At 67.1% G+C, this 15,698-nt stretch carries 11 protein-coding genes; 1 reads left to right on the top strand and 10 read right to left on the bottom strand.

The window, feature by feature from the left end:
- Positions 1–168: 168 nt before the first annotated feature.
- The 10 genes from AAF604_16615 to AAF604_16570 all read right to left on the bottom strand — a co-directional run bounded on the left by AAF604_16615 (position 169) and on the right by AAF604_16570 (position 13,757).
- Entirely contained in the window at positions 169–1,581 is a 1,413-nt protein-coding gene (locus tag AAF604_16615) for a sigma-54 dependent transcriptional regulator (protein ID MEM7051295.1), read from the bottom strand.
- A 21-nt stretch (positions 1,582–1,602) separates the two neighbouring features.
- Entirely contained in the window at positions 1,603–2,829 is a 1,227-nt protein-coding gene (locus tag AAF604_16610) for an FtsX-like permease family protein (GenBank protein ID MEM7051294.1), read from the bottom strand.
- A gap of 16 nt (positions 2,830–2,845) precedes the next feature.
- Positions 2,846–4,159: an ABC transporter permease gene (locus tag AAF604_16605; protein MEM7051293.1), complete on the bottom strand. Its 1,314-nt coding sequence runs from the start codon at positions 4,157–4,159 to the stop codon at positions 2,846–2,848.
- Between the two features lie 13 nt (positions 4,160–4,172).
- The gene (locus tag AAF604_16600; GenBank protein ID MEM7051292.1) at positions 4,173–4,898 is read right to left on the bottom strand and encodes an ABC transporter ATP-binding protein; all 726 of its coding nucleotides are present in this window, start codon (positions 4,896–4,898) and stop codon (positions 4,173–4,175) included.
- Between the two features lie 35 nt (positions 4,899–4,933).
- Entirely contained in the window at positions 4,934–6,199 is a 1,266-nt protein-coding gene (locus tag AAF604_16595; GenBank protein MEM7051291.1) for an HlyD family efflux transporter periplasmic adaptor subunit, read from the bottom strand.
- Between the two features lie 324 nt (positions 6,200–6,523).
- On the bottom strand, positions 6,524–7,030 hold the full coding sequence (locus tag AAF604_16590) for a VOC family protein (GenBank protein ID MEM7051290.1): 507 nt from the start codon (positions 7,028–7,030) through the stop codon (positions 6,524–6,526).
- 84 nt (positions 7,031–7,114) lie between these two features.
- Positions 7,115–7,648: a DinB family protein gene (locus tag AAF604_16585; GenBank protein MEM7051289.1), complete on the bottom strand. Its 534-nt coding sequence runs from the start codon at positions 7,646–7,648 to the stop codon at positions 7,115–7,117.
- An 85-nt stretch (positions 7,649–7,733) separates the two neighbouring features.
- The gene (locus tag AAF604_16580; protein ID MEM7051288.1) at positions 7,734–8,996 is read right to left on the bottom strand and encodes a protein kinase; all 1,263 of its coding nucleotides are present in this window, start codon (positions 8,994–8,996) and stop codon (positions 7,734–7,736) included.
- 1 nt (position 8,997) lies between these two features.
- Positions 8,998–11,706: a PAS domain S-box protein gene (locus AAF604_16575; GenBank protein ID MEM7051287.1), complete on the bottom strand. Its 2,709-nt coding sequence runs from the start codon at positions 11,704–11,706 to the stop codon at positions 8,998–9,000.
- Positions 11,707–11,882: 176 nt separating this feature from the next.
- The gene (locus AAF604_16570; GenBank protein ID MEM7051286.1) at positions 11,883–13,757 is read right to left on the bottom strand and encodes an ATP-binding cassette domain-containing protein; all 1,875 of its coding nucleotides are present in this window, start codon (positions 13,755–13,757) and stop codon (positions 11,883–11,885) included.
- 137 nt (positions 13,758–13,894) lie between these two features.
- On the opposite strand from AAF604_16570, the gene AAF604_16565 reads away from it, so the two are divergent.
- Positions 13,895–15,463, top strand: coding sequence for a choice-of-anchor I family protein (locus AAF604_16565; GenBank protein MEM7051285.1), 1,569 nt, complete (start codon positions 13,895–13,897; stop codon positions 15,461–15,463).
- The last annotated feature ends 235 nt before the right edge of the window (positions 15,464–15,698 follow it).

Here is a 15,698-nt window from a genome sequence, read left to right as displayed (position 1 = left end):
TCTCACGAGGTTTCCTGGCGAGAGGCCGTAGGTTCTTGAAGATGCAAGGCATCCGTCGCTGCAACGACGACGCCGTACTCGACATACTGCAAGGAGAGCAGGCGACGGAAAACGCAGCAGATTCGGGGACATACGGACGCGCAGCGGAAAGCTCGTGAGAAGGGCGGGTTAGACCTTTGGACGCCTTTCGAGCTCGATGCCGAGGCGGGCCATCCGCCGGTAGAGAGCCTGACGGCTGAGGCCGAGGCGTTCGGCGACGCGGGTGACCACCCCGCCCTCCTCGGCCAGCACCTGCACCAGACGAGCCCGGTCTTCGAGCTCCGAGGGCGCCAGATCGGCCGGCAGCGCATCCGACTCGGCAGGCGAGTCGGCCGCTTCGAGACCGAGGTCGGAGACTCGGATCTCGCGCTCCTGGGCCACCACCGTGGCCCGCTGAACGCGGTTCTGGAGCTCTCGCACGTTGCCGCTCCAGGAATGCCCGAGGAGGGCGCGCTCGGCCTCCTCGCCGAGCACCTTGGGCGCGGCCCCTTCGCGGCGCGCGAAGACCTCGAGAAAGTGGCGCGCCAGGGGAAGAATGTCTCGCTGCCGCTGGTCGAGTCCGGGAATCTTGATCTCGACCACGTTGAGGCGAAAGAAGAGATCTTCCCGAAAACGCCCCGCGGCCAAGGCAGCGGAGAGATCGCTGTTGGTGGCGCTCAGCACGCGCACATCGACGCGTCGCGTCTCGCTACTGCCGAGGCGCTGAAACTCCCCGCTCTGCAAGACGCGCAAGAGCTTGACCTGCCCCTGCAGGGAGAGGGAATCGACCTCGTCGAGGAATAGCGTGCCGCCATCGGCGGTCTCGAAGTGGCCGATGCGCCGACTGCGCGAGCCGGTGAAGGCGCCGGCCTCGGCACCGAAGAGCTCGGCTTCGAGCAGCTCCTCCGGCAAGGCACCGACATTGACCTTCACAAAGGGTCGGTCACTGCGCCGCGAGTTGGCCTGCACGATCTCGGCGATCTTCTCTTTGCCGGAGCCGCTGGCGCCGGTGATCATCACCGGCGCCTCCGAATCGGCGACGCTCACCGCCAGGCTGACCACCCGATGCATCGCCTCGCTGGCGTAGACCAGGCCGCGCAGATCGTGGTCCTCGGCCAGATCCTGCCGGGATTGCCGCAGCTCCGAACGCAGCGCTTCGTTTTCGAGCTCGAGGCGACGCATGCGGAGCAGGTTTTCGACGGTCGCCAGGAGCTTCTCGTCGTTCCACGGCTTCTGCAGGTAATCGGCGGCGCCTTCGCGCACCAGCTCGACGGCGGTTTCGAGGGAAGCCCAGGCGGTCATCAGCAGGATGGGTACCCCTGGCTGCGCCTCGCGGATCTGGCGAAAGAGCTCGATCCCCGCCGCGCCGGAGGTCTCGTCGCGGCGGAAGTTCATGTCCTGGACCACCACCCCGAGAGAGTGACTCCGCACCTGCTCGAGGGCACTCTCCGGGGTGGTGGCAGTGACATAGGGAACGTCATGGATCTCGAAGAGCACCGTCAGGGCGCTGAGCACCGCCTCCTGGTCGTCGACGATCAGTACCTTCAAGGGCTCTTGGTTCATCAACGTCCCCTCCCCATCCCCTCAGACTGTGCGGGTGGCAACTTCCGGCGCCACCGAGGTGGCGCGCAGGGCCGGTGCCAGAGCCGCCAAGATACCCGATCCCCACAGCAGCAGCATGCCGCCGGCCAACAGCTTCCAATCGATCTTGGGCATGCCTGCGACCTGCACCAAGGTGTAGTTGAGGCCCAGACTGAGAATCAACCCGACGAAGAGGCCGACGCCAGTGATCAACCAGTTCTCGGTCAAGAAATAGCGCACGATGTCGCCCTTGGTGGCGCCGAGGGCCCGGCGGGTCCCGATCTGCCGCGTTCGCTCGGTCACCGAGAAGGAGGTCAGGCCGATGATGCCCAGGGAAGTCACCAGAATCATCAGCACGGTGACCACCAACAGAATGTTGATCAGCGCCAGCTCGTCGTTGTACAGGCGACGCTTGAACTCGCTCACCGCCCGCACCGTGACCAGGCGCCCCGGCTCGGCCTCCAGCATGCGCTCCTCGAGGCCGGCGGCCACCGCGTCGATGGCCCCCGCCTCGGTGCGCAGCAAATAGCGCATGCTGCGGCTGTCGCCGGGCTCGCCGGCGCGCAGCATGGTGTCCCAGCCGACGCTCGACCAGGGCCAGAAGTTCTGCAGCCGGTCGACCACGCCGATGATCGTTTCCCGAGCCTCGCCGGAGTCGTTCTGAATCACCTTGCCGAGGGCATTCCCGTCCGGGAAGAGCTTGTCCGCCAGAGACTTGGTGACGATGACATTGCGCTCCAGCACGAGGCCGTCCTCGTTGGGCTCGAACTGGAAATCGCTGGCCTCGAAGGTGCGACCGGCGACCAGGCGAGTGCCGAAGGCCGCGACCGCCCCTTCGGTGACCGAGAAATAGCCGAGGCCGACGCCGTCTTCCTGGTCGACGGCGTCCACCGGCCGGCGGCCTGTTCCGCTACCGCCGCCACTCAGCGGAATCGCGCTGGTGGCGATGGCTTCGACGACCCCCGGCGTAGCCCGCAGGCGGGCGATGTCCTGAGCCCGCACGGTGTCGATGAAGTCGTCGTCCTCGAATTGCTTGTCGAAGGGCTCGACGATCACCATCAGCATGTTCTTCTCGTCCTGACCGGTGTCCTCGACGTACTGCCCGTGCAGGTCGAGCACCATGTTGACGCAGTTGACGACGATCGCCAGGGTGAAGGCCACCTCGAGGGCGATCAGCCAGAAACGCACCTTGTTGTGCATCAAAGATCGAAAGATCGGTCCGAGCTCCATGGCTATTCGCTCCTTGTCACTGCAGTTTGAGGTAGGCCGCCGGGGCGATCCGGCAGATCCGCCAGGCGGGATAGGTGCCGGCGACGAAGGCCGCTCCGAGGGACATCAGAATCCCCAGTACGGCCATCTCGAAATCGAGCCGCAAGACTTCTTCGACCTGCACCATGCGACCGATCACGCGTAGCGAGAGAGTGGCCAACAGAAGGCCGAAGACTCCCCCCAGGACCCCGATCACCTGACACTCGATGAGATGCTGCAGGAAGACCGAGGCCTTGCTCGCTCCGAGGGCGCGACGCACCCCGACCTCCGGCGCCCGGGCCAGGAACTTGCCGAGCAGGATGCCGATCAGGTTGAAGGCACAGACCACCAGGAAGAGCACGGCGATCAATGCCAGGCTGGTGACCTCCTCGGCCACCACCTCCTGGAAATCGAGCCATTCGGTGACCGACTTGAGGCGGTTGTTGATCGGCCGGCCGTGGCGCCCGAGGTCCTTCTGCTGCTGAGCGTAGGCGTTGAGGAAGGCCATGTAGCGGTCGCGCTGCTCGGGGGTATCGACCTGGGCCCACATCTGCACCCAGGTGTACTCCGTTTCGAGAAACTCCTCGAACTCGGTGCCGGACCAGAACTTCCAGCCGTTGGTGTTGCCGGCGGTGTCGATCTCCATCGGCTCGACCAGGCGGAAGGGCAGATAGATCTCCTCCGCCGGATCGAAGGCGCCGTTGAGGGTGTCGTAGAACTTCGGCGACGGGCTCCAGGGCGCCATCACCCCGACCACCGTGAAGTCACGATCCTCGATGCGCACCCGGCGACCGACGCTGTCGTCGCCACCGAACAGCTTGACGTTGGTCTCGAAGCTCAGCACGGCGACCTGCTCGGGACCATCGTCGGCCTGCTGATTCCAGCCGCCGCCGTAGAGGAAGGGGACCTCGAACATGGGGAAGAAGCCCCCGGTGCACATGCGGGTCATGGCGCGGAAGGGTCGGGCTCCGGCCTCCTCCGGATGAACCGTGAGCTGGGCTTTGAACATCGCCGACTGGTGGGTCGGGATGTCGCTTTCGAGGAGGGCCCGGGCATCGCGGTAGGTGAGCTGGTCGGGCGGCTCCGTGGGGTTGTCGTCGTCGTAGGGACCGTCCGGGTCCCAGGCATCGACCTGGACGTAGACCACCCGCGAGCTCTTGCTCGGCAGGGGGTCCTTGCCCATCAGGTGGTGGATGGTCACGAAGGACGTCGCCACCGCGATGCCGACGGCGATGCCGGCGATCAACAAAGTCGAGAGATAGGGGTTCCGGCGCAAGCTCAGGAACGCCATCCGAATTTGGTAGGCCAACATGATCTCGCCTCCCCTAGGCGGTCACGCCGTCGCGGTGAGCGGAATCGAGCAAGGGCAAGGGGCGCTCTTGCTCGTGGACATCGAGCAGCTTGCCGTCGAGCAGGTGGATCTGCCGCGGCGCCCGTGCCGCCAGGTCGGGATCGTGGGTGACCACGATCACCGTCGTGCCGGCGCCGTTGATCTTCTCGAGCAGATCCATGATCTCGCTCGCCATCTCGGAGTCGAGGTTGCCGGTCGGCTCGTCGGCCAGAATCAGGTGCGGCGTGCCGACCAGGGCCCGCGCCACCGCCACCCGCTGCTGCTGACCGCCGGAGAGCTGCGCCGGGAAGTGGCGAATGCGGGAGCTCAGGCCGACCACCTCGAGGGCCTCTTCGATCGCCGCTCGCCGTGCCTTCGCCGAGGTACCCCGGTAGCGCAAGGGGACGTCGATGTTGTCGAACACGTTGAGGTCCGGAATCAGGTTGAAGCCCTGAAAGATGAAGCCGATCTTCTCGTTGCGGATCTTCGACATCTCGCGGTCCGACAGGCGGCTGACGTCGCGCCCATCGAGGATGTAGGTCCCGGAGTCGAAGGTGTCGAGCAGCCCGGAGACGTTGAGAAAAGTCGTCTTGCCGGAGCCACTGGGGCCGGTGACGGAGACGAACTCCCCGGCTTCGACCTCGAGGTTGAAGCCACTCAGGGCATGGGTCTCGACATGCTGGGTGCGGTAGACCCGCGTGATGTTGCTCATTCTGATCATCCCGATCTCTCCTTCCCGCAAGCTCTGTCGTCGCCTCAGCGACGCAGAAGTATCTTCTCCGCTCCCTCGAAGCGGTTGGTATCCGACAACACGATGCGATCGCCGACGTCGAGCCCCGAGAGGATCTCGACCTCGGCCACGCTGCGCGCTCCGACCTCGATGTCGCGCAGCACCGCCAGACCGTCTTCGACGACATAGGCCAGACGACCGCCGCCGCTCTCCAGAAACGCCCCGCGCGGCACCTTGAGGGTGTCGCTACGGGTGTCGAGGAGCAGCCGAGTGGTGACTCGCTGGTTTTGCTTCAAACCCTCCGGGGCCTCACCGGAGAAGGCCACCACGCCCTGCACCCGGCTCCCCCGAACCTCCGCCGACAGCGACTCCAGCACGCCGCGAAAATCACGCCCGCCGACCGAGATCACCGCCTCCGTGCCGGGACCGAGCTGCTGGGTGTAGCTCTCCGGCACGGATACTTCGATCTCGAAGGCGGACAGGTCGACCAGCGCCACCAGAGCCTGGCCGACGGTCACCGATTCGCGGTCGGTGACCTCGACTCGTGACACCAGGCTCGAAACCGGCGCCCGCACCGTCAGCTCGTCGACCTGACGCTCGAGATCCGCCACCACCAATCCCTGGCGCACCACCTCGGCCTCCTTCTCGCGCACCTCGAAGTCGAGCATTTCGCGGTCGAGGGCGAGGCGCTGGCGGGCGAGCTCGAGCTCGAGGGTCGAGACCTCGACCTCGTCCTGAGCCTTTTCCAGCTCGACGACGTTGAGCAAGCCCTCGGCCCGCGAGCGCTCGGCGCGCTCGAGGGCGCGCCGGGCGGCCTCGACCTCGACCTCGAGCAGGCGGATGTCCTGCTCCCCCTGCAGGCTGCCCTGCTTGGCCAGGATGCGCTGCCGCTCGACCTCCGAGCGCAGCGACTCGAGAGTCGAGCGCTCCTGCTGCAGGCGACTCTCGATCTCCGGATTCGACAGGCGGGCCAGCACTTCGCCGGCTTCGGCCAGCTTGCCGGCCTCGGCGACCACCCGCACGATGCCCCGCACCGGGCTCACCAGGGTCGGCCGAAAGGCCGCCACCACGTTGCCCTGCACGGAAACGTCGTGCACCAGGTCGCCGCGTTCGACGGTGCCGATACGAATCTCTGCCAGCGACACGGAGGTCTCCGAGCTGGCCCACCGCTTGACCGACGGATAGGCATAGATCGCTCCGGCGATCGAGGCCGCCAGCAGCAACAGCAGGGGCCAACGACGGCGGCGCGGCCGGTCGACCGAGCGATCCATGGCTGAGCTATCTCGAATCACGTCTTCATCCTCCCGTCTGCTCTCTACAGCAAGTCTCGGGCCAACCCTCGATAAAGACCTAAACCACTACCCATCAGGTACTTGAAGGGAATCAACGAATAGAATGACGGCAAAGCCGTTGACAGGTGTCCGGCGCCACCCGGACACCTGTCCGGGCGGCCGGTTAGAAGCCCGAATGGGGATGGAAGTGGATGACGCCGGGCTGCGACGGCAAGGCGCCTCTAGACCGCCGGAAAGAAAAACAGGCGCTGAAGAAGTCGCCACGCGACTCTTTCAGCGCCCGTCAGCGAGACCGTGAGCGTCTCGCAGCGACCCTCCAGAGACTCAGTCGAGGGACTCGAAGATCTGCAGGACGTTGCCGTCCGGATCGACGATCTGAGTCGACCGCAGGCGGAGGTCGTCTTCGGCGATCACCGAGCCCCGCAGCGGCACTTTCTGAGCCTCGAAGAGCTGCAGCGTACGATCCAGGCTCTCGACCTGGAAACCGATCTTGAAGGGACCGAGGACCTCATAGGCCTTGGCGATCTCGGGATCGATCTCGGCCGCGGAGCGGGCACCGGCGAGCTCGATCAGCTCGAGATATGCCCCGGGCCGGCGCAGCAAGCGAATGCGCAGGCCGCGCGCCGCGACATCGACCTCCCGGACCGGCTCGAAGCCCAGCACTCGCTGGTACCAGGCGACGCTGGCTTCGACATCGGCCACCGACAGGGCGAAGAAGAAGGCCTGCCCTTCGAAACCCTTCGGCGCCTCGTCGTCGGCGCTCACCAACGGCGCTGCCAGCAACACGATCAGCCCCAGCAGCCATCCCACCCCCTTCGACTTTGCAAGCATCGTCCGCCTCCATCCGGAATGTCCTCGAAACCACCGCTTCTGCGGGTCCATCCTCTTGGTACGACAACGACGCAGAAGGTTTCTTCAGCCGGCGTCGGACGCCAGGTATCGGCGCTGCAAGATCTCCCGGTGATGGAGCTCGTGACCGGCCACGAAATAGGCCACGGCTCGCACGCTCAAGGGTCCTCCGCCGACCACTCCGCGGCGCTGCCAGGCGGCCTCGTCGAAGCTCTCGAAAAGACTCAGGGTGGCGTTCCGAACGACGGCGTGCTCCGCCAGCAGGCTGGCGGCCGAACGGTGGTCGGCGATGACCTGCTGCATCAGCAGGTCCTGATCGAAGCCGGAAAGCTCGGTGGGATCGCCACGACCGACGCGCAGGGCTCGGTAGGTCAGGATGCGCTCCGTGTCGATGACGTGGAGCAGGACCTCCTTCACGGACCACTTTCCGGGGGCATAGCGAAAGTGCCATTGCGTGTCCGACAGGGGCTCCAAGAGCGACCTGAGGGCTTCGCCGTTGGCCCGCAAGTGGTCGAGGACGGCGCCATCCGTCGGCACGCGGTCGACGTAGAGCGAGGCGAAAGGCTGGAACTCGTCCTGCAACGGGGGCTCGATCTTCATGGTCTGGCTTCCTCGACGGTCGTTCGATCGGCTTCGAATCGCTGCTCGCGGCGGGGCGAACGGGAGAAACGAAACTCGCGATTCTTCACGGAACCAGGGCCCGTAGCCGTTTCTCCGTCTCCCAGGGCAGCGGCCGCTGCTCAGGCTGCCGCGACAGCATCCGCAGCACCAGCTCACAGAGCTCCGGCGAGGTCCCCGGGCGGAGCTCTTCGATCGCCACCAGCTCGCCCTCGAGGGTGCCCCGAAGAAGGTCGCGCAAGGAACCGTTGGGAGCACAGTAGGCCAATCTTCCAGTGAGACAGAAGTAGAGCACGGCACCGAGGCTGAAAATATCCCCGGCGGCACCATGGACCTCACCGCGCAGAGCTTCCGGTGGCACGTAGCCGGGAGTCCCGATGATGCCGACATCCTCTCGCGACAGCGAAGTGACGATGCCGGCGACGCCGAAGTCGGTCACCTTGGCTTCGCCGGCGGAGCCGAGAAGGATGTTGCTCGGGGTGATGTCGCGATGCACCAGCTGCTGGTCATGGGCGGTTTGCAAGGCCCGACAGACTTCGATTCCCAGGCGCACCACCTCGCGCCGCGGCAGCAGCACCTGGTCGCGCAAGCGGGTGAGGAGCGAGACCCCGGTGACGAACTCCATGACGATGAAGCCGACCCCGCGATCGACGCCGGCGTCGTAGACGGAAACGATGTTGGGATGGCTGAAGCGGGCCAGGATGGCCGCCTCCTCGGTGAGCGCCGCCAGCAGATCGAGCTCGGCAACGCCTTCGAGGGGTCCGGTGCGCAGGAAGACCTTGAGGGCCACCGGCCGGCGCAGACGGGCATCCCAGCCGCGCAAGACGACGCCGGTCGCCCCTTTGCCGACCTTCTCCAGCACCTGGTAGCGGCCCAAGAAGACCTGACCGGTGGTCAGGTCGCCATGGAGCAGGGCTTCCCGGAGGCTCTGGGCGGGGGTCGAGTCGATACTGCCGGCGCGCAGCATCTTGGTCTGCAGCTTCTCCACTCGCAGCACCAGCTCTTCCGGCTCGAAGGGCTTGCCGAGATAGTCGTCGGCGCCGCGCCGCAGGCCGCGAATGCGGTGGTGACTGTCGCCGAGGGCCGAGAGGAAGAGCACCGGCAGGCCTCCGGTGCGGGCATCGTCGCGCAGCGCCGCCAGGGCATCGAAGCCGGAGAAGTCGGGCATGTTGACGTCGAGAACGACCACGTCGACGCCGTGATCGAGACTCATCGTCACGACGTCCTGCGCCACCGTCTCGGTGACCACCACATGGCCGGCACTCTCCAGAGCGCCGGCGATGACCACCAGGATGTCGGGATCGTCGTCGATGGCGAGAACGGTCGCCATCTCAGCCCTCGCCGCCATCCCCGGCGAAGCTCGCCGAAGCCACCGGCAGGGTCACCCGAAAAGTGGTTCCGGCCCCGAGATCGCTGGCGAAGGTCAGGGTGCCGTCGAATCGCTCCGCGACGGCGCGGGCGATGCTCAAACCGAGACCGGTCCCGGACTTGCGGGCTTCTTTCTCCTGCTGTAGCTGCGAGAAGGGACGGAAGATGGTCTCCCGCGCCTCGGCCGGGATCCCGGGACCGTGATCCCGAACGGAAACCTCCACCTGGCGCGCCGAAGCGCTGGTCGCCACGATCACCTGTTCCCCTTGGGGCGAATGTTTGACGGCGTTCGAGATCAAGTTGGCCAAGAGCTGGAGAAACCAATCGCGGTCGACCCGGACCGCCGCTTCCGGCGCCGACTCCCCGAGGGTCAGGCGGATGCCGTGCTCGGTCGCAAAACCCCGATTGTCTTCTAACGCCTGCTCGACCAGATCCGTGACTTTCACATAAACCGGTCGCACCTCCAAGAGGTCGGAGCGGATCTTCTGAAAGTCGAGAATGTCGTCGATCAACCAAACCAGCCGCTGGGCATTGCGCGACGCGACGTCGAGGTAGCGCCCCATGGCCGGCGGCACAGCACCGGCCTTGCCCGCCGCGAGCAGCTTGAGGGAGCCGAAGATCGAAGTCACCGGAGTGCGCAGCTCGTGGCTGACGGTGGACAAGAAGTCGTCCTTCAGACGCTCGACGGCCCGACGCTCGGTGATGTCGCGGAAGATCGCCCGCACGGACGACGGCCGACCGCGCTCGAAGGCGCAGCTCAAGGTGCCCTCCACCAGCATCGGAACTCCTTCTCGGGTGAGCAGCTCGGTCTCCACCAGGCCGGCGGCCTCGCCGGCCATCAGCGAATCGAGCACCGCCTGGAAGGCATCTCGCCGGTCGGGATGGACGACATCGAGGGCCCGCAGACCTTCGAGATCTCCCTCGTCATAGCCCAGGAGGCGACGCCAGGCGCCGTTGACGAGCAGAAAGCGGCCCTCCGCATCGACCGCCTGGATCAGGTCGTGACTGCTCTCGAAGAGATCGCGGTAGCGATGCTCGCTGTCGCGCAGCTTGGCCTCGGTCTTCTTGAGGGCGGTGACGTCCTGACCGTGGCCGAGGACGAAGGGCGGATTGACGCCGTCGTTGATCAGCCGCGAGCGAAAGATCAAGGCCCGCCAGGAGCCGTCCCGGGCAACGAAGGTCACCACCCCGCTATGGCCGCTCTGGGCGCGCAGCGACGCCAGGTCGTCGGCGCCTTCGTTGCGGAACTGCTCCGGAATGAACTTGAGCACGCTCTCGCCGAGGAGCTCGGTGCGGTCGTAGCCCAGGAGGTCGGCGGCGGCCGGGTTGACGGAAGTCAATCGGCCATCGAGGTCGTAGGTGCAGATCAGCCCCAGGCTTTCCTCGAAGAGCAGCCGGAAGCGCGCCTCTCGCTGCTGCAGGGCGCGGTTCTTCTCCACCAGCTCGCGGGTCCTCTGCTCCACCGTCTGGCGCAGGGTGTCGCGGGAGGCGAGGAGCTCCGCCTCGGCGGCCTTGCGGGCGGTGATGTCGTGCACCGAGATCACCGTCCCGCCGCCGCCTTCGGCGGGCAGCGGGTTGCTGCGCAGCTCGACCTCGACGGACTCACCGCCGGGGCGCCGCAGCCCGGTCTCCACCGGGACACCCTCGGTGCGCCAGGGATCCTGCTGGGCGAAGAGCCCGAAACGGGTCGGTGAGCGGCCGATGAGATCTTCCGCCGAGCGGCCGCAGAGCGCGACGAAGGCGGGATTGAGATCGACGATGCGGTCGCGGTCGTCGAGCACCAGCAGACCATCGGTCATGGTGCGGAAGAGCCAGCGATAGCGCGCTTCGGCGGCGTCGAGGGCAGCCCGTGACTGCGCACGCTCGCGCTCGAAGGCCTGCTCCTGGGCCTGCTGATGGCTGCGCAGGAGCTCGAAGCGCTCGCGATAGGTGAGGATGGCGAAGGCGCCGGTGCCGACCCCCTGCCCCAAATCTCCCGGCGCGCTCGACGACCAGCGCAGGTAGGTCACCAGCAGCAGGCCGTAGACGCCGGCGGAGATCAGCTTCGAAAGCACCTGGGTGAGCAGGATCTGACCGAACTCGGGCTTGCCCAGGAAGGCCAGGGAAGAGAACACGACAGCATCGAAGAGCAGCACCAGGCTGAGCGCCGCCGGCATGCGCAAAGCCACCGGGAAGGACTTCCAGCGGGTGGTCACGACCTCGTAGAGAACGACGATCAGCACGGCGTCGGCGGCGAGCGCCGACGACCCGGCCAGGAATACGCGGGCGTCGACCTCGAACAGCTCCGGTGGCACTCCGAGCAGATTGGCGACTCCGCCGAGACGAATCTGCGCCTGGGTGAACCAGGAGAAGACGGTCAGCGAGAGATTCGCCAACAAGACGCCGATGATCAGGCCGCGGGCCTTCTCCACCCCGTCGTGGTGGTAGATCAAGAGCAAGGCCACCAATCCCGCCGGGAACAGCACCACCGAACCGGGGGAGACCAGGAAGTCCTCGCCGAATTGCAGATAGTGGGTCGAAGACAGCAGGGTCTGCAGGTACTGATTGGAGCCGACGAACACGGCCAGCGGCACGAGGCCGAAATGCCGGCGCAGGCGGAAGAAGGCCAGCGTGGCCGCAACGGTCACAAAGAGCTGGCCGCAAAGAATCGCGAACTGGGTCCACTCTGCCATCGTTCTCTTTTCTCGGAGGGAGGCTTGCGCCTCGGCCCGCAAGCGTATCCGACCGGGCGGCTGTTTGCCTCCCCCTTCATCCTCGAGAGGAAGTAACTAAGCTCTTACATCTCAGGCCATTCCACCGCCTCGAGCAGCGAGCCGACGGTGTCCGGGGGCGCGCTCGCAGGTCGCTCTCAGGAAAGCTCTTCGAGCTCGGACCAGCGCTCGTACCAGCGCTCGAGATCGGTTTCGATGGCGCGCAGTCGATCCTGCAGCTCGGCGACACGCCCGCCGGAGTCGGCGCCGTAGGTGGCGGGATCGTTGAGCTCCCCGTGGATGGCGTCGCGATCCGCCTCGAGGGCCTCGATGCGCTCCGGCGCCTGGGCCAGATCCTCGCGCTCGCGGTTGCTGAGCTTGCGGCGGCCGCCGGTGGGCTTGCGCGGCGGAGGAGGAGTCGCGGCCGGGGGCGCCTCCGTCTTCGGGTCGGGGCGCTGGACCAACCAGTCGCTGTAGCCGCCGGCGTACTCGCGCACTCCGCCATCGCTTTCCATCACCAGGGTGCTGGTCACGACGTTGTCCAGAAAGGCGCGATCGTGGCTCACCACCAACACCGTTCCGGCGAAGGACAGGAGCAGTCCTTCGAGCAGCTCCAGGGTCTCGACATCGAGGTCGTTGGTCGGCTCGTCGAGCACCAGGAGGTTGGCCGGACGGGTGAACAGGCGGGCCAGCAGCAGGCGGTTGCGCTCGCCTCCGGAAAGGGCTTTGACCGGTCCCCGGACCTGCTCCGGGGCGAACAGGAAATCGGCCAGGTAGCTGATGATGTGGCGGGTCCTCCCGCCGACCACCACCTTGTCGTTGCCCTCGGCCACGTTGTCCGCCACACTCGCCTCGGGATCGAGCTGCTCGCGATGCTGATCGAAGTAGGCGACCTCCAGGCGAGTGCCGTGGCGCAGGCGACCGGCGGTAGCTTCGAGCTCACCGAGCAGGACTTTCAACAGAGTGCTCTTGCCGGAGCCATTGGGACCCAGGATTCCGACCTTGTCGCCGCGCAGGATCACCGTCGACAGCGAATGAAAGGCATCCCGCTCACTCTGCGGCCAGCGGAAGGCCAGGTCGTCGGCCTCGAACACCACCTTGCCGCTGCGCTCCGCCTCGTCGACCCGCAGCCGACCGCGGCCGAGGGCGCTGCGCCGCGCGCGGCGCTCTTCGCGCAAGCGTTCGAGGGCCCGCACCCGGCCCTCGTTGCGGGTCCGGCGAGCCTTCAGCCCCTGGCGAATCCAGACCTCCTCCTGGGCCAGCTTCTTGTCGAAGCGCGCGGCGTGACGGGCCTCGACCTCGAGACGCTGCCGGCGCGCTTCGAGAAAGGCCTGGTAGGAGCCGGGGTAATCCCACAGCGCGCCGCGGTCGAGCTCCACGATACGGGTCGCCAGGCGCTGCAGGAAGGACCGGTCGTGGGTGACGAACACCAGGGCTCCGGGGGCCGCCAGCAGAGTCTCCTCGAGCCACTCGATGGCCGGCAGGTCGAAATGGTTGGTGGGCTCGTCGAGCAGCAGAACGTCCGGATCGGCGACCAGCGCCCGGGCCAGCAGGACGCGGCGCTTGAGCCCACCGGAGAGGGTCTCGAAGCGGCCCGAGGGGGGCAGTTGCAGACGGCTCATCACCCGCTCGACCCGGCGCTCGAGCTCCCAGCCACCGCTGCCGTCGAGCTGTGACTGCACCGCTTCGAGGCGCGCCAGGTCCGCTCCCGGCTGGCGGCTCAGTCGATCGTGCTCGGCGAGCAACCGACGCCAGTGCTCGGCGCCGGAAGCCACCACCTCGACGATTTCGCCGGCGAGCTCCTGCGGCACCTCCTGGGCGAGGCGCGCCACCCGTAACTCCGCCGACCGCACCACCTCACCGTCATCGGGCTCGAGGTCGCCGCCGAGTAGGCGCAGCAACGTCGACTTGCCACAGCCATTGCGCCCCACCAGACCGACCCGTTCGCCGGCCCCGACGAAGAAGCGCACCTTGTCCAGCAAGGGCGCCGCTCCGAAGGCCAGCGACACGTCCTGCAACCCGAGACGGGTCATCGCCCCCTCCCGGCGCGAAGTGAAGATGGCGGCAGCATCGTCATGGCGACGATCCTACTGTGACCGGCGAGGGATGGAAGACGACCTTTCACCTCCGATTCACCACCACTGGCGGCGCCTCATGCCAGGATAGGGCCATGCCGAACCGATTACCGATGCAGAGCGTCGCCGGCGGCCTCGCCGTCCTCCTGTTCCTGCTGCTTCCGCCCTTCGCCGGCGGAGAGCCTCCGGCCTCCGGCGAGGGCGTTCTCGAGCTCGAGCTCCTCGGCCGCTATGACGGCGGCGACGGCAAGGAAGCCGCCGAGATCGCGGCCTGGGATGGTGCCTCCCGGCGACTCTTCGTGGTCAACGGAGCGACCCGCAAGATCGACGTCCTCGACCTCAGCGATCCGCGCCGGCCAAGTCTCGCCTTTCGTCTCGATGTCGGTTCTCTGGGGGCACCCAACAGCGTCGCCGTCCACGATGGCTTGGTGGCAGTGGCGGTGGCCGCCCCGACGCCCCAGGACGATGGCAAGGTGGCCTTCTTCGACCGCGACGGCCAGGACCTCGGCAGTGTCACCGTCGGCGCCCTGCCGGACATGGTCGCCTTCAGCCCAGACGGCAAGCGCCTGCTGGTGGCCAACGAAGGCGAGCCCGACGACGGTTACCGACGGGATCCCCCGGGCAGCATTTCGTTGATCACCATCGCCGTCGGCGCCCCGCGGCAAGAGCACGTCGCAACCCTCACCTTCACGGACTTCGACGCCGGCGGTCCGCGGGCGGTGGAGGTGCCGCCAGGACTGCGGATCCGCCCCAAGGCCACCGTCTCCCAAGACCTGGAGCCCGAGTACATCGCCTTCGACGCCGCCGGCAGCAAGGCCTGGGTCGCCCTGCAGGAGAACAACGCCTTCGCCATCCTCGATCTCGCGACTCCGCGCGTCGAGACCTTGGTCGACCTCGGTAGCAAGGACCACTCGCGGGCCGGCGCCGGCCTCGACGCCAGCGACCGCGACGGCGGCGTCGAGATTCGCCCTTGGCCCGTTGCCGGCCTCTACCAGCCGGACGCCATCGCCGCCTTCGAGGTCGCCGGCGAGACCTTCCTGGTGAGCGCCAACGAAGGTGACGCCCGGAAAATCGAAGAGCGCCGAGTGGGTGACCTGAAGCTCGACCGGCAAGTTTTCCGGCGGCGAGGCAAGCTGCAGAAGAGCAAGCACCTCGGGCGCCTCCAGGTGAGCGCCCACGCCGAGCAGAACGGCGCCGGCGCCTATCGCCGCCTCTTCAGCTTCGGCGCCCGCTCGATGAGCGTTTGGGACGCTCGAGGAAGTCTCCTCTGGGATAGCGGAGATCAGCTCGAGCGGGCGGTCACCGCCATCCACGGCGCCACCCACGATCACCGTAGCGACAACAAGGGACCGGAACCGGAGGGGATCGCGGTCGGACGAGTCGGCGAGCGCCACTACGCCTTCGTCGGCCTCGAGCGCGCCGGCGGCATCGCCGTCTTCGACGTCAGCGAGCCGACAGCACCGGTCTTCGACGGCTACCACCCCTCGCCCGCTGAAGACGTCTCACCGGAGGGCGTGACCTTCATTCCGTGGACCTCCCTCGCCCAAGCTGGCCCCGACTCGGCCACCAGCCCCGCCGAAGCTCCGCCGGAGGCGCTCCTCGTCGTCCCCCACGAGATCAGCGGCACGGTCGTGATCTGGGGCCTCCGACGAGCCGCCCGCTAGCAGACTGCTGAAAAAGTCCGCCTTGCGGCTTTTCCAGCGCTGCTAGCCGTTTGTTTCAGGGGCGCTCGGCCAGGGGGGCTAGAGGCGCCCGCCTCGGCCGCACGCACATGTCGTGCGGCCTCACCCCCGACCTCGGCGACTCTTGCCGCCGCGGGGCCCCGCGGGCCCCGGACCCCGGTGGGGCCGCGGGTTTTTGCAAACACGGAGCCGACAGGGGGAAAATTAACCCGGTGGG

This window comes from Acidobacteriota bacterium, assembly GCA_039028635.1.
Taxonomy (GTDB): domain Bacteria; phylum Acidobacteriota; class Thermoanaerobaculia; order Multivoradales; family JBCCEF01; genus JBCCEF01.
Note: the sequence above shows the minus strand (reverse complement) of the source record. Positions and strands in the feature narration are given on the sequence as shown.

Coding starts and splice junctions, on each gene's coding strand:
- AAF604_16615 (MEM7051295.1), bottom strand. CDS start 1,581: ATGAACCAAGAGCCCTTGAAGGTACTGATCGTCGACGACCAGGAGGCG.
- AAF604_16610 (MEM7051294.1), bottom strand. CDS start 2,829: ATGGAGCTCGGACCGATCTTTCGATCTTTGATGCACAACAAGGTGCGT.
- AAF604_16605 (MEM7051293.1), bottom strand. CDS start 4,159: ATGTTGGCCTACCAAATTCGGATGGCGTTCCTGAGCTTGCGCCGGAAC.
- AAF604_16600 (MEM7051292.1), bottom strand. CDS start 4,898: ATGATCAGAATGAGCAACATCACGCGGGTCTACCGCACCCAGCATGTC.
- AAF604_16590 (MEM7051290.1), bottom strand. CDS start 7,030: ATGCTTGCAAAGTCGAAGGGGGTGGGATGGCTGCTGGGGCTGATCGTG.
- AAF604_16585 (MEM7051289.1), bottom strand. CDS start 7,648: ATGAAGATCGAGCCCCCGTTGCAGGACGAGTTCCAGCCTTTCGCCTCG.
- AAF604_16580 (MEM7051288.1), bottom strand. CDS start 8,996: ATGGCGACCGTTCTCGCCATCGACGACGATCCCGACATCCTGGTGGTC.
- AAF604_16575 (MEM7051287.1), bottom strand. CDS start 11,706: ATGGCAGAGTGGACCCAGTTCGCGATTCTTTGCGGCCAGCTCTTTGTG.
- AAF604_16570 (MEM7051286.1), bottom strand. CDS start 13,757: ATGACCCGTCTCGGGTTGCAGGACGTGTCGCTGGCCTTCGGAGCGGCG.
- AAF604_16565 (MEM7051285.1), top strand. CDS start 13,895: ATGCCGAACCGATTACCGATGCAGAGCGTCGCCGGCGGCCTCGCCGTC.